Origin of the sequence: Serratia sp. CY40230, assembly GCF_052168835.1 — a bacterium.
Lineage (GTDB): Bacteria > Pseudomonadota > Gammaproteobacteria > Enterobacterales > Enterobacteriaceae > Serratia > Serratia nematodiphila.
Genome location: NZ_JBJNLX010000003.1, coordinates 346,198 through 359,807 on the forward strand (window position 1 = coordinate 346,198; position 13,610 = coordinate 359,807).

The 13,610-nt window shown below is 57.6% G+C and carries 8 protein-coding genes; 6 read left to right on the forward strand and 2 right to left on the reverse strand.

Features of this window, described 5'->3' with window-relative positions; genetic code table 11:
• Positions 1-7: 7 nt before the first annotated feature.
• Positions 8-1,384, reverse strand: coding sequence for an amino acid permease (locus ACJ8IJ_RS13295; RefSeq protein ID WP_004937488.1), 1,377 nt, complete (start codon positions 1,382-1,384; stop codon positions 8-10).
• A gap of 631 nt (positions 1,385-2,015) precedes the next feature.
• Between ACJ8IJ_RS13295 and pdhR the strand changes: the two genes are divergently transcribed.
• The 6 genes from pdhR (at position 2,016) to yacL (ending at position 12,779) form a co-directional block, all read left to right on the forward strand.
• Complete coding sequence (gene pdhR, locus ACJ8IJ_RS13300) at positions 2,016-2,780, forward strand: pyruvate dehydrogenase complex transcriptional repressor PdhR (RefSeq protein ID WP_004937490.1); 765 nt, start codon at positions 2,016-2,018, stop codon at positions 2,778-2,780.
• A gap of 165 nt (positions 2,781-2,945) precedes the next feature.
• Positions 2,946-5,609, forward strand: coding sequence for a pyruvate dehydrogenase (acetyl-transferring), homodimeric type (gene aceE, locus ACJ8IJ_RS13305; RefSeq protein ID WP_004937495.1), 2,664 nt, complete (start codon positions 2,946-2,948; stop codon positions 5,607-5,609).
• A gap of 13 nt (positions 5,610-5,622) precedes the next feature.
• Positions 5,623-7,506 carry a pyruvate dehydrogenase complex dihydrolipoyllysine-residue acetyltransferase gene (gene aceF, locus ACJ8IJ_RS13310; protein ID WP_275095172.1) on the forward strand — a complete coding sequence of 628 codons (1,884 nt, stop codon included), beginning with the start codon at positions 5,623-5,625 and terminating at the stop codon, positions 7,504-7,506.
• A 233-nt stretch (positions 7,507-7,739) separates the two neighbouring features.
• Positions 7,740-9,164 carry a dihydrolipoyl dehydrogenase gene (lpdA, locus tag ACJ8IJ_RS13315; RefSeq protein ID WP_004937500.1) on the forward strand — a complete coding sequence of 475 codons (1,425 nt, stop codon included), beginning with the start codon at positions 7,740-7,742 and terminating at the stop codon, positions 9,162-9,164.
• A gap of 515 nt (positions 9,165-9,679) precedes the next feature.
• On the forward strand, positions 9,680-12,277 hold the full coding sequence (gene acnB, locus ACJ8IJ_RS13320) for a bifunctional aconitate hydratase 2/2-methylisocitrate dehydratase (RefSeq protein WP_043141310.1): 2,598 nt from the start codon (positions 9,680-9,682) through the stop codon (positions 12,275-12,277).
• A gap of 139 nt (positions 12,278-12,416) precedes the next feature.
• Positions 12,417-12,779, forward strand: a complete 363-nt coding sequence (yacL, locus tag ACJ8IJ_RS13325) for a protein YacL (protein ID WP_004937507.1) — start codon at positions 12,417-12,419, stop codon at positions 12,777-12,779.
• 32 nt (positions 12,780-12,811) lie between these two features.
• On the opposite strand, the gene speD is transcribed toward yacL, so the two are convergent.
• Positions 12,812-13,606, reverse strand: coding sequence for an adenosylmethionine decarboxylase (gene speD / locus ACJ8IJ_RS13330; RefSeq protein ID WP_004937510.1), 795 nt, complete (start codon positions 13,604-13,606; stop codon positions 12,812-12,814).
• Positions 13,607-13,610: the final 4 nt, after the last annotated feature.

Consider the following 13,610-nt stretch of genomic DNA (forward strand, 5'->3'; position numbering starts at 1 on the left):
GCGGGATTCAACGGCTGGTGACGCCGTCGACGCGCTGGCTGCGCTGTTTGATGGCGTAACCGACGGCCAGGATCGCCACCCATACCGGGATCAGCAGCACCGAGATTTGAATGCCCGGCGTCAGGTACATGATCACCAGGATACCGGCCATGAACAGCAGGCACAGGTAGTTGCTGAACGGGTACCAGAACGCTTTGAACTTCGGCACCACGCCTTCGCGGTTTTTGGCGGCGCGGAATTTCAGGTGCGCCAGGCTGATCATCGCCCAGTTGATCACCAGCGCCGACACCACCAGCGCCATCAGCAGTTCGAAGGCGCGGCCCGGGATCAGGTAGTTAATCAGCACGCACAGCGCGGTGGCGAGGGCAGAAATGCCGATGGCCACCACCGGCACGCCGCGGCCGTCGACCTTCAGCAGGCTTTTCGGACCGTTGCCTTGTTGCGCCAGGCCGTACAGCATGCGGCTGTTGCAGTAGACGCAGCTGTTGTAGACCGACAGCGCGGCGGTGAGCACCACGATGTTCAGCACGGTCGCCACCAGGTTGCTGTTCAGCGCGTGGAAGATCAGCACGAACGGGCTGCCGCCTTCGACCACTTTGCCCCACGGGTACAGCGACAGCAGAATGGCCAGCGAACCGATATAGAAGATCAGGATGCGGTAGATCACCTGATTGGTGGCTTTCGGAATGCTTTTTTGCGGGTTGTCGGCTTCGGCGGCGGTGATGCCGACCAGCTCGAGGCCGCCGAAGGAGAACATGATCACCGCCATCGCCATCACCAGACCCATGACGCCGTTCGGGAAGAACCCGCCCTGCGCCCACAGGTTGGTGACGGTGGCTTCCGGGCCGCCCATGCCGCTGAACAGCAGGTAGGCGCCGAACACGATCATGCCGATAATCGCCACCACTTTGATGATGGCGAACCAGAACTCCATCTCGCCGTAAACTTTGACGTTGGCCAGGTTGATGGCGTTGATCGCCAGGAAGAATACCGCGGCGGAAACCCAGGTGGGGATCTCCGGCCACCAGTACTGCACGTAGATGCCGACCGCCGTCAGCTCCGCCATCGCCACCAGGACATACAGCACCCAGTAGTTCCAGCCGGAGGCGAAGCCGGCGAAGTTGCCCCAGTATTTGTAGGCGAAGTGGCTGAAGGAACCGGCGACCGGCTCTTCTACCACCATTTCTCCCAACTGGCGCATGATCAGAAACGCGATGAAGCCGCCGATGGCGTAGCCGAGGAGCACTGACGGGCCGGCCATTTTTATTGTTTGAGCGATACCGAGAAATAACCCGGTGCCGATTGCGCCACCTAAGGCGATGAGCTGAATATGGCGGTTTTTCAGGCCGCGCTTCAGCTGGTCACCATGCTGTTGACCATCCATCAATCTAACCCTCTGTCGTTGTGAATGCCCACCTGCCTGTAAAGCAGTGGTTACGATGTGTGTTTTGTTTTATTTACGGCGTTATAGCTATTAATTCCACGGCGCCGCTACCGTTTGGCAGAGAATAATGTTATGTGCGTCGGTTTGCACCTGCTTTGTCGTGTGAGTGATTAAGATTGCAGCAGTTTAGGAAACAAAATGCGGGTTGTGTGACGGCAGGGGGGATTCAGTGCATGAAATAAGCAACAAATCACATAATGCGCAAAAATAACGTAGATCTGAACGGTGGGCTGCGTTCAAATAATGAACTAACCACCGTTGCGCTGCTCGCCAAATAGCCATTCATTAAAGCGTAATAACCATGCAATAAAACTCGGGCAAAAAGTTTGCACTCTGCCTTGCGTAAGGTTTGGTAAAAGTTAAATCCCCAACCCGCCGCGTAAATGGTAATACCATCACGGCGTTACCGGTTTGCAGCGGGGTTTTCAGCGGGGTGTTAAAATGTGCGGGTAACCTGATTTCGATCAAGGCCCGTATGGACAGGAGGTGAATACTTTGTTACTTTACCGTCACGTTTTTGAAATTGGTATTACCAATTGACTCCGCGCCATTCGCAGAGAAGAATTCACTCATGGCCTACAGCAAAATCCGCCAACCCAAGTTGTCAGATGTTATCGAGCAACAGCTCGAATACCTGATCCTCGAGGGGACACTGCGCCCAGGCGAAAAACTGCCTCCGGAGCGCGAGCTGGCGAAACAATTTGATGTCTCCCGTCCTTCTCTGAGAGAGGCCATTCAGCGCCTTGAAGCGAAAGGGCTGCTCCTGCGCCGTCAGGGCGGCGGCACCTTCGTGCAAACTAATCTGTGGCAGAGCTTCAGCGATCCGCTGGCCGAGCTGCTGGCCGACCATCCCGAATCACAGTTCGATCTGCTGGAAACCCGTCACGCGCTGGAAGGCATTGCCGCCTATTACGCGGCGCTGCGCGGCACCGATGAAGATCTGGCGCGCATCCGCGACTGCCACATCGTGATTCAACAGGCTCAAGACAGCGGCGATCTCGACGCCGAAGCCGATGCGGTCATGCAGTATCAAATCGCCGTGACCGAAGCCGCTCACAACGTTGTGTTACTTCACCTGCTACGCTGCATGGGGCCGATGCTGGAACAGAACGTGCGTCAGAACTTTGAATTGCTCTACTCGCGCCGTGAGATGTTGGCAAAAGTGAGCAGCCACCGCGCCGGAATTTTTGAGGCGATTGTGGCACGCGAGCCGGAAAAGGCCCGTGAAGCCTCGCATCGCCACTTGGCGTTTATCGAGGAAATCTTGCTGGATCTCAGCCGGGAGCATACTCGGCGCGAGAGATCGCTGCGGCGTCTCCAGCAACGCAAGGATTAAGAGCTGTCCTCTTCAGGGTACACCAGCCTGCGGGGGTTAAGTTCGAGGTACTTAGTTAAGTACTTAAGCGGCAACTAAACTGATGGGCCTGTCTTCGTGTGTTTTTTCACAGAGCACAGGAAGACAGGCTCCAAACAAACCATTAGACAGATAAGGAATACCACCATGTCAGAACGTTTAAACAATGACGTGGATCCGATCGAAACCCGCGACTGGCTGCAGGCGATCGAATCGGTCATCCGTGAAGAGGGTGTTGAGCGAGCTCAGTTTCTGATTGATCAGGTATTGGGAGAAGCCCGCAAAGGCGGCGTTAACGTTGCGGCCGGTGCTGCAGCGCACAACTACGTCAACACCATCGCGGTAGAAGACGAACCGGCTTACCCAGGCAACCTGGATCTGGAACGCCGCATTCGCTCTGCGATCCGTTGGAATGCGATCATGACCGTTCTGCGCGCATCCAAGAAAGACCTGGAGCTGGGCGGCCACATGGCTTCCTTCCAGTCTTCCGCGACCTTCTATGAAGTCTGCTTTAACCACTTCTTCCGCGCACGCAACGAGAAAGACGGCGGCGACCTGGTCTACTTCCAGGGCCACATCTCTCCGGGCGTTTACGCGCGCGCCTTCCTTGAAGGCCGCCTGACCGAAGAACAGATGAACAACTTCCGTCAGGAAGTGCACGGCAACGGTCTGTCCTCTTACCCGCATCCTAAGCTGATGCCGGAATTCTGGCAGTTCCCGACCGTATCCATGGGCCTGGGCCCAATCAGCGCCATCTATCAGGCGAAGTTCCTGAAATACCTGGAACACCGCGGCCTGAAAGACACCTCTGAACAGACCGTTTACGCCTTCCTGGGCGACGGCGAGATGGATGAGCCGGAATCCAAAGGCGCCATCACCATCGCCACCCGCGAGAAGCTGGACAACCTGGTGTTCGTCATCAACTGCAACCTGCAGCGCCTGGACGGCCCGGTCACCGGTAACGGCAAGATCATCAACGAACTGGAAGGCATCTTCTCCGGCGCAGGCTGGCAGGTGCTGAAAGTGATCTGGGGCGGCCGTTGGGACGAGCTGCTGCGCAAAGACACCAGCGGTAAACTGGTTCAGCTGATGAACGAGACCCTGGACGGCGACTACCAGACCTTCAAATCCAAAGACGGCGCTTACGTGCGCGAGCACTTCTTCGGCCGTTACCCGGAAACCGCGGCGCTGGTCAAAGACATGACCGACGACGAAATCTGGGCGCTGAACCGTGGTGGTCACGATCCGAAGAAAATCTTCGCTGCACTGAAAAAAGCGCAGGACACCAAAGGCAAACCGACCGTTATCCTGGCCCACACCATCAAAGGTTACGGCATGGGTGAAACCGCGGAAGGTAAAAACATCGCTCACCAGGTGAAGAAAATGAACATGGAAGGGGTTCACCACTTCCGCGATCGTTTCAACGTGCCGGTTGCCGATGCTGACATCGAAAAACTGCCGTACATCACCTTCGAGAAAGATTCCGAAGAGTACAAATACCTGCACGAACGTCGCCAGGCGCTGAAAGGCTACGTGCCTACCCGTCTGCCGGAGTTCACCCAGAAGCTGGAAATGCCGGCGCTGGAAGATTTCAGCTCGCTGCTGGAAGAGCAGAACAAAGAGATCTCCACCACTATCGCCTTCGTGCGTGCCCTGAACGTGATGCTGAAGAACAAGTCGATCAAAGATCGCCTGGTGCCAATCATCGCCGACGAAGCGCGTACCTTCGGTATGGAAGGTCTGTTCCGTCAGATCGGTATCTACAGCCCGAACGGCCAGCAGTACACCCCGCAGGACCGTGAGCAGGTTGCTTACTACAAAGAAGACGAGAAAGGCCAAATCCTGCAGGAAGGCATCAACGAACTGGGCGCAGCCTCTTCCTGGCTGGCCGCAGCGACCTCCTACAGCACCAACGATCTGCCGATGATTCCGTTCTACATCTACTACTCGATGTTCGGTTTCCAACGTATCGGCGACCTGTGCTGGGCAGCGGGCGACCAACAGGCGCGCGGCTTCCTGATCGGCGGGACCTCGGGCCGTACTACCCTGAACGGCGAAGGTCTGCAGCACGAAGATGGCCACAGCCACATTCAGTCTCTGACCATCCCTAACTGCATCTCTTACGATCCGGCTTACGCGTACGAAGTGGCGGTGATCATGCACGACGGTCTGGTGCGCATGTATGGCGACAACCCGGAAAACGTGTACTACTACCTGACCACGCTGAACGAAAACTACCACATGCCTGCGATGCCGCAGGGTGCGGAAGAAGGTATCCGCAAGGGTATCTACAAGCTGGAAACGCTGGAAGGCAGCAAAGGCAAGGTGCAGCTGCTGGGCTCCGGCGCCATCCTGCGCCACGTGCGCGAAGCTGCGCAGATCCTGGCGAAGGACTACGGCGTGGGTTCCGACACCTACAGCGTGACCTCGTTCACCGAACTGGCGCGCGACGGCCAGGATTGCGAGCGCTGGAACATGCTGCACCCAACCGAAACGCCACGCGTGCCTTACATCGCTCAGGTGATGAGCGACGCGCCGGCGGTAGCCTCTACCGACTACATGAAACTGTTCGCCGAACAGGTTCGTACTTATGTGCCGGCCAGCGATTATCGCGTACTGGGCACCGACGGCTTCGGTCGTTCGGACAGCCGCGAAAACCTGCGTCACCACTTCGAAGTCGATGCGTCCTACGTGGTGGTTGCTGCTCTGGGTGAACTGGCTAAACGCGGTGAGATCGAAGCTTCTGTGGTTGCTGACGCAATCAAGAAATTCGACATCAACCCGGAAAAAGTTAACCCGCGTCTGGCCTAAGAGGTACTGAATAATGTCTATCGAAATCAACGTACCGGACATCGGTGCAGATGAAGTCGAAATCACCGAGATTCTGGTGAAGGTCGGCGATAAAGTTGAAGCGGAACAATCGCTGATCACCGTGGAAGGCGACAAGGCTTCCATGGAAGTGCCCTCCCCGCAGGCGGGCGTGGTGAAAGAGATCAAAGTGGCGGTCGGTGATAAAACCGAAACCGGCAAACTGATCATGATCTTCGAAGCGGCAGGCGCAGCGGAAGCTGCACCGGCGGTGAAAGCGGAAGAAAAACCGGCGGCGGCAGCAGCTGCCCCGGCTGCCGCTGCGGCCAAAGACGTTGCCGTGCCGGACATCGGCGCCGACGAAGTCGAAGTGACCGAGATCCTGGTGAAAGTGGGCGACAAGGTGGAAGCCGAGCAGTCCCTGATCACTGTGGAAGGCGACAAGGCTTCCATGGAAGTCCCTGCGCCGTTCGCGGGCACCGTGAAAGAGATCAAGATCGCGACCGGCGACAAAGTGAAAACCGGTTCCCTGATCATGGTGTTCGAAGTGGCCGGCGCCGCTTCCGCTGCTGCTCCGGCTGCGGCTGAAGCACCGGCTGCCGCTGCAGCGCCTGCGGCCTCTGCGGCCAAAGACGTCGCTGTGCCGGACATCGGCGGTGACGAAGTCGAAGTGACCGAAGTGATGGTCAAGGTAGGCGACAAGGTTGCCGCCGAGCAGTCTCTGATCACCGTGGAAGGCGACAAGGCCTCTATGGAAGTGCCAGCACCGTTCGCGGGCACCGTGAAAGAGATCAAGATCGCGACCGGCGACAAAGTGAAAACCGGCTCCCTGATCATGGTGTTCGAAGTGGAAGGCGCTGCGCCTGCCGCTGCCGCCGCGCCAGCCGCTAAAGCGGACGCTGCGCCGGCGCCGGCCGCCGCTAAAGCCGCCGCTCCGGCTGCGAAAGCTGAAGACAAAGGCGAGTTCGCCGAGAACGCGGCCTACGTGCATGCGACTCCGGTCATTCGTCGTCTGGCGCGTGAATTCGGCGTTAACCTGGCGAAAGTGAAAGGCACCGGTCGTAAAGGCCGCATCCTGCGCGAAGACGTTCAGGCTTACGTGAAAGACGCGGTGAAACGCGCTGAAGCGGCTCCGGCTGCTGCCGGCGGCGGTCTGCCGGGCATGCTGCCATGGCCGAAAGTGGACTTCAGCAAGTTCGGCGAGATCGAAGAAGTCGAAATGGGCCGCATCCAGAAGATCTCTGGTGCGAACCTGAGCCGCAACTGGGTGATGATCCCGCACGTGACTCACTTCGACAAAACCGACATCACCGATCTGGAAGCGTTCCGCAAGCAGCAGAACGAAGAAGCGGCCAAGCGCAAGCTGGACGTGAAGTTCACGCCTGTCGTGTTCATCATGAAAGCCGTTGCTGCCGCTCTGGAGCAGATGCCGCGCTTCAACAGCTCGCTGTCCGAAGACGGTCAGAAGCTGACGCTGAAGAAATACATCAACATCGGCGTGGCGGTAGATACCCCGAACGGGCTGGTGGTTCCGGTGTTCAAGGACGTGAACAAGAAGAGCATCACCGAGCTGTCTCGCGAGCTGATGACCATCTCCAAGAAAGCGCGCGACGGCAAGTTGACCGCGGGCGAGATGCAGGGCGGCTGCTTCACCATCTCCAGCCTGGGCGGTATCGGGACGACTCACTTCGCGCCGATCGTCAACGCGCCGGAAGTGGCTATCCTGGGCGTCTCCAAGTCTGCGATGGAGCCGGTCTGGAACGGTAAAGAGTTCATGCCGCGCCTGATGATGCCGATGTCGCTGTCCTTCGACCACCGCGTTATCGACGGTGCCGATGGTGCGCGCTTCATCACCATCATCAACAACATGTTGTCCGACATTCGCCGTCTGGTGATGTAATGCAAAAGGGGCGCAGCATGCTGCGCCCCTGACGATTCTGTAGCAGTTTTGTCGGATTTTGCATAACTCGACAAAATTGTTGAGACACGGGTCACTCGAACACGCTTTGCAGATTATTAACAATTCTGTAAACTGCTCGCGGTGTAAGCGTCCCGGTGGATGAAGGGCGTTATGAGATCGATTAGCCATAAAAATGACGTCTGACCCGCCGGACAATCAATTAAGAGGTCATGATGAGTACTGAAATTAAAACTCAGGTCGTGGTACTTGGGGCGGGCCCGGCAGGTTACTCTGCAGCCTTTCGTTGCGCTGACTTAGGTCTTGAAACCGTTCTGGTTGAACGTTATTCCACTCTGGGCGGGGTTTGCCTGAACGTGGGATGTATCCCTTCCAAAGCACTGCTGCACGTTGCCAAAGTGATCGAAGAAGCCAAAGCGCTGGCCGAACACGGCATCGTTTTCGGCGAGCCGAAAACCGACATCGACAAAGTGCGCGTCTGGAAAGAAAAAGTCATCACTCAGCTGACCGGCGGTCTGGCTGGCATGGCCAAAGGCCGTAAAGTGAAAGTGGTCAACGGCCTGGGCAAGTTCACCGGCGCTAACACCCTGGTTGTGGAAGGCGAAAACGGCCCAACCACCATCAACTTCGACAATGCCATCATCGCCGCAGGTTCTCGTCCGATCCAACTGCCATTCATTCCTCATGAAGATCCACGCGTGTGGGATTCTACCGATGCGCTGGAACTGAAAACCGTCCCAGAGCGTCTGCTGGTTATGGGCGGCGGCATCATCGGCCTGGAAATGGGCACCGTATACCATGCGCTGGGTTCACAGATCGACGTCGTTGAAATGTTCGATCAGGTTATCCCGGCGGCAGATAAAGACGTGGTGAAAGTCTTCACCAAACGTATCAGCAAGCAGTTCAACCTGATGCTGGAAACCAAAGTGACCGCGGTAGAAGCCAAAGAAGACGGCATCTACGTCACGATGGAAGGTAAAAAAGCGCCGGCAGAACCACAGCGTTACGACGCGGTGCTGGTGGCGATCGGCCGCGTGCCGAACGGCAAACTGCTGGATGCCGGCAAAGCCGGTGTGGAAGTTGACGAGCGTGGCTTCATCAACGTCGACAAGCAGCTGCGCACCAACGTGCCGCACATCTTCGCCATCGGCGACATCGTCGGTCAGCCGATGCTGGCGCACAAAGGCGTGCACGAAGGCCACGTCGCCGCAGAAGTTATCGCCGGCATGAAGCACTACTTCGATCCGAAAGTGATCCCATCCATCGCTTACACCGAGCCGGAAGTGGCATGGGTGGGTCTGACCGAGAAAGAAGCGAAAGAGAAAGGCATCAGCTACGAAACCTCCACCTTCCCGTGGGCGGCTTCCGGCCGTGCGATCGCTTCCGATTGTGCAGACGGCATGACCAAACTGATCTTCGACAAAGAAACTCACCGCATCATCGGTGGCGCGATTGTCGGCACCAACGGCGGCGAGCTGCTGGGTGAAATCGGTCTGGCTATCGAGATGGGCTGCGACGCAGAAGACATCGCGCTGACCATCCACGCTCACCCGACCCTGCACGAATCCGTGGGCCTGGCGGCGGAAATCTATGAAGGCAGCATCACCGACCTGCCTAACCCGAAAGCCAAGAAGAAGTAATTCTGCTGGCTTGATCGGTTAACAAGCGGCTCCTGAAAAGGGGCCGTTTTTTTTGGCTCAGATTCAGAGAGCGGTTTTTTTGTGGCCGCTGCGCCAAATTCCGATCCTCATGCTTATATCCGTTTTAATTATGTGGATATAATGCCCTGTTTGTCCGGCAGCCGATTACGCTGCGCTCAACGATTCAGCAAAGATTTAATGTTGCTTTTATGTGAACGAATTAACAACCGTTTCAAATCCTGATATGCTGGCTGAGCGGAACCGGGCACTGTACCTTACAGTCCAGGACATCGACAGCAGTGCCCCGTCAGGATAGATGGCATCAATATCGCCGTGCGCTCTACCCATCAGTCTTTCATGCTGTAACGCTGTTTGACCGTGCTTGTTTGCCCCAATCACCGTTTCGGGGCCTTTACGGGCCGATCGCCTAGCCACAGAGTGAAACCCAAAGGGTATAAACCCGGTTTGCATATACGCCAGGCACAATAAATGACAATGAGAGCGAGGAGAACGTCGTGCTAGAAGAATACCGTAAGCACGTAGCCGAGCGTGCTGCTGAGGGCATCGCCCCTAAGCCGCTAGACGCCACCCAAATGGCCGCGCTGGTCGAACTACTGAAGAATCCGCCAAAAGGCGAAGAAGAATTCCTGTTAGACCTGCTGATTAACCGTGTTCCACCGGGCGTCGACGAAGCCGCCTACGTCAAAGCAGGTTTCCTGGCGGCCATCGCCAAAGGTGAAGCGACATCCCCCCTGGTTACCCCCGAGAAAGCGATTGAACTGTTAGGCACCATGCAGGGCGGCTATAACATTCACCCGCTGATCGAAGCGCTGGACAACGAAAAGCTGGCGCCGATCGCCGCCAAAGCGCTGTCCCACACGCTGCTGATGTTCGACAACTTCTACGATGTGGAAGAGAAGGCCAAGGCCGGCAACGCGCACGCCAAGCAGATCATGCAGTCCTGGGCCGATGCCGAATGGTACCTGTCGCGCCCGGAGCTGGCGGAAAAGATCACCGTCACCGTGTTCAAAGTCACCGGCGAAACCAACACCGACGACCTGTCTCCGGCGCCGGACGCCTGGTCGCGTCCGGACATCCCGCTGCACGCGCTGGCGATGCTGAAAAACGAACGTGAAGGCATCGTGCCGGATCAGCCTGGCAGCGTCGGCCCGATCAAACAGATCGAGCTGCTGAACAAGAAAGGCTTCCCGCTGGCCTACGTCGGCGACGTGGTCGGCACCGGTTCCTCCCGTAAATCCGCCACCAACTCGGTGCTGTGGTTTATGGGCGACGACATCCCGCACGTGCCGAACAAGCGCGGCGGCGGCGTGGTGCTGGGCGGCAAGATTGCGCCTATCTTCTTCAACACCATGGAAGATGCCGGCGCCTTGCCGATCGAAGTGGACGTGTCCGAGCTGAACATGGGCGACGTGATCGACGTTTACCCGTACAAAGGTGAAGTGCGCAACCACGAGACCGGCGCGCTGATCGCCAACTTCGAGCTGAAAACCGACGTGCTGCTGGATGAAGTGCGCGCCGGCGGCCGTATCCCGCTGATCATCGGCCGCGGCCTGACCACCAAGGCGCGCGAAGCGCTGGGTCTGCCGCACAGCGACGTGTTCCGCATCGCCAAACCGGTTGCCGCCAGCAGCAAAGGCTTCTCGCTGGCGCAGAAAATGGTCGGCCGCGCCTGCGGCGTCGCCGGCATTCGCCCTGGCGAATACTGCGAACCGAAGATGACCTCCGTCGGCTCTCAGGACACCACCGGCCCGATGACCCGCGATGAGCTGAAAGACCTGGCCTGCCTCGGCTTCTCCGCCGATCTGGTCATGCAGTCGTTCTGCCACACCGCTGCGTACCCGAAACCGGTCGACGTGACCACGCACCACACGCTGCCTGATTTCATCATGAACCGCGGCGGCGTCTCGCTGCGCCCGGGCGACGGCGTGATCCACTCCTGGCTGAACCGCATGCTGCTGCCTGACACCGTCGGCACCGGCGGCGATTCCCACACCCGCTTCCCGATCGGCATCTCCTTCCCGGCCGGTTCCGGCCTGGTGGCGTTTGCCGCCGCGACCGGCGTCATGCCGCTGGATATGCCTGAGTCGGTGCTGGTGCGCTTCAAAGGCAAAATGCAGCCGGGCATCACCCTGCGCGATTTGGTGCACGCCATCCCTTACTACGCGATCCAGCAAGGTCTGCTGACCGTCGAGAAGAAGGGCAAGAAAAACATCTTCTCCGGCCGCATTCTGGAGATCGAAGGCCTGCCGGATCTGAAGGTCGAGCAGGCGTTTGAGCTGACCGATGCGTCCGCCGAACGTTCCGCCGCCGGTTGTACCATCAAGCTGGACAAGGCGCCGATCGAAGAGTACCTGAACTCCAACATCGTGCTGCTGAAGTGGATGATCTCCGAAGGCTACGGCGATCGCCGTACGCTGGAGCGCCGTATTCAGGGCATGGAAAAATGGCTGGCGGATCCGCAACTGCTGGAAGGCGATGCGGATGCGGAATACGCAGCGGTGATCGACATCGATCTGAACGAGATCAAAGAGCCGATCCTGTGCGCACCGAACGATCCTGACGACGCACGCCTGCTGTCCGACGTGGCCAACAGCAAAATCGATGAAGTGTTCATCGGTTCTTGCATGACCAACATCGGCCACTTCCGTGCGGCCGGCAAGCTGCTGGATCAGCACAAGGGCCAGCTGCCGACCCGTCTGTGGGTGGCGCCGCCAACCAAGATGGATGCGGCTCAGCTGACCGAAGAAGGCTACTACAGCGTCTTCGGCAAGAGCGGTGCGCGTATCGAGATCCCGGGCTGCTCGCTGTGCATGGGTAACCAGGCGCGCGTGGCGGACGGCGCGACGGTGGTTTCCACCTCAACCCGTAACTTCCCGAACCGTCTGGGCACCGGCGCCAACGTCTATCTGGCGTCTGCCGAACTGGCCGCGGTAGCGTCCCTGCTGGGCCGCCTGCCGACGCCGGACGAGTACCAGACCTATATGGCGCAGGTCGACAAGACGGCGGCGGATACCTACCGCTACCTGAACTTTGACCAGCTGGGGCAGTACACCGAAAAAGCCGACGGCGTGATCTTCCAAACCGCCGTGTAAGCCGCTATATTGCGCAGCTGTTTAACGGGAGGCCTTGGCCTCCCGTTTTATTTTGCTCAGTTGCCAACTTTGCGAGCGCTCACTGAGTTAGTCAGCCATTTATGTTTACACTAAGAAAAAGGGCTCAGGAGGGCATGCTATGGATTACGAATTTCTGCGTGACGTCACCGGTCAGGTGATCGTCAGATTTTCGATGGGGCATGAAGCGATTGGCCACTGGATCAACGAAGAAGTCAAAGGCGATTTCAACCTGCTGGACCGCATTGAAGCCGGTGCGGCCGAGGTCAAAGGCAGCGAGCGTCAATGGCAGCTGGAAGGCCATGAATATACGCTGCTGATGGATGGTGAAGAAGTGATGATCCGCGCCAATCAGCTGGAGTTCGAGGGCGATGAAATGGAAGAGGGGATGAACTATTACGACGAAGAAAGCCTCTCATTCTGCGGCGTTGAGGATTTCCTGCTGGTGTTGAAAGCCTATCGTTCTTTCATGCTGAAGTACTAAGCATCAGGGCGCGGCGTGCCGCGCCCTTTCCATCACAGATGCGGAATATTGCGGCCGTAATAGATTTCCTGCATCTCTTTCCATAACAGATCGGTGATCTGCTTGCGCTCGGCGGCGCTCAACGCCTCCGGCTCCGCGTTAAACAGGTAGTGCTTCAGATCGAAATCCTTCAGCAACATCTTGGTATGGAAGATATTTTCCTGGTAAACGTTCACGTCCATCATGTGGTACAGCGCCTTGATGTCTTCCGACATAAAGTTCTGGATCGAATTGATCTCATGATCGATGTAATGTTTCACGCCGTTCACGTCACGGGTAAAACCACGCACGCGATAGTCCATGGTGACGATGTCGGATTCCAGCTGGTGAATTAAATAGTTCAGCGCCTTGAGGGGCGAAATGACGCCGCAGGTCGAAACCTCGATATCGGCGCGGAAGGTGCACAGCCCGCCTTCCGGATGGCTTTCCGGGTAGGTGTGTACGCAGATATGGCTTTTGTCCAGGTGCGCGACGACCGTATTTGGCAGCGGACCGGGGTGTTCCGACGTATCGACGTCTTTCGGATCGATCGGCTCTTCGCTGACCAGGATGGTGACGCTGGCGCCCTGCGGCTCGTAGTCCTGACGCGCGATGTTCAGAATATTGGCGCCGATGATCGAGCAGGTTTCGCTCAGGATCTCGGTTAACCGGTTGGCGTTATATTGTTCGTCTATGTAGGCGATATAGCCGTCGCGATCGTCCGCGGTTTTGGCGTAACAAATATCGTAAATACAAAAACTCAGGCTCTTGGTCAGGTTGTTGAAGCCGTGCAGTTTTAGCTTATGCAATTTG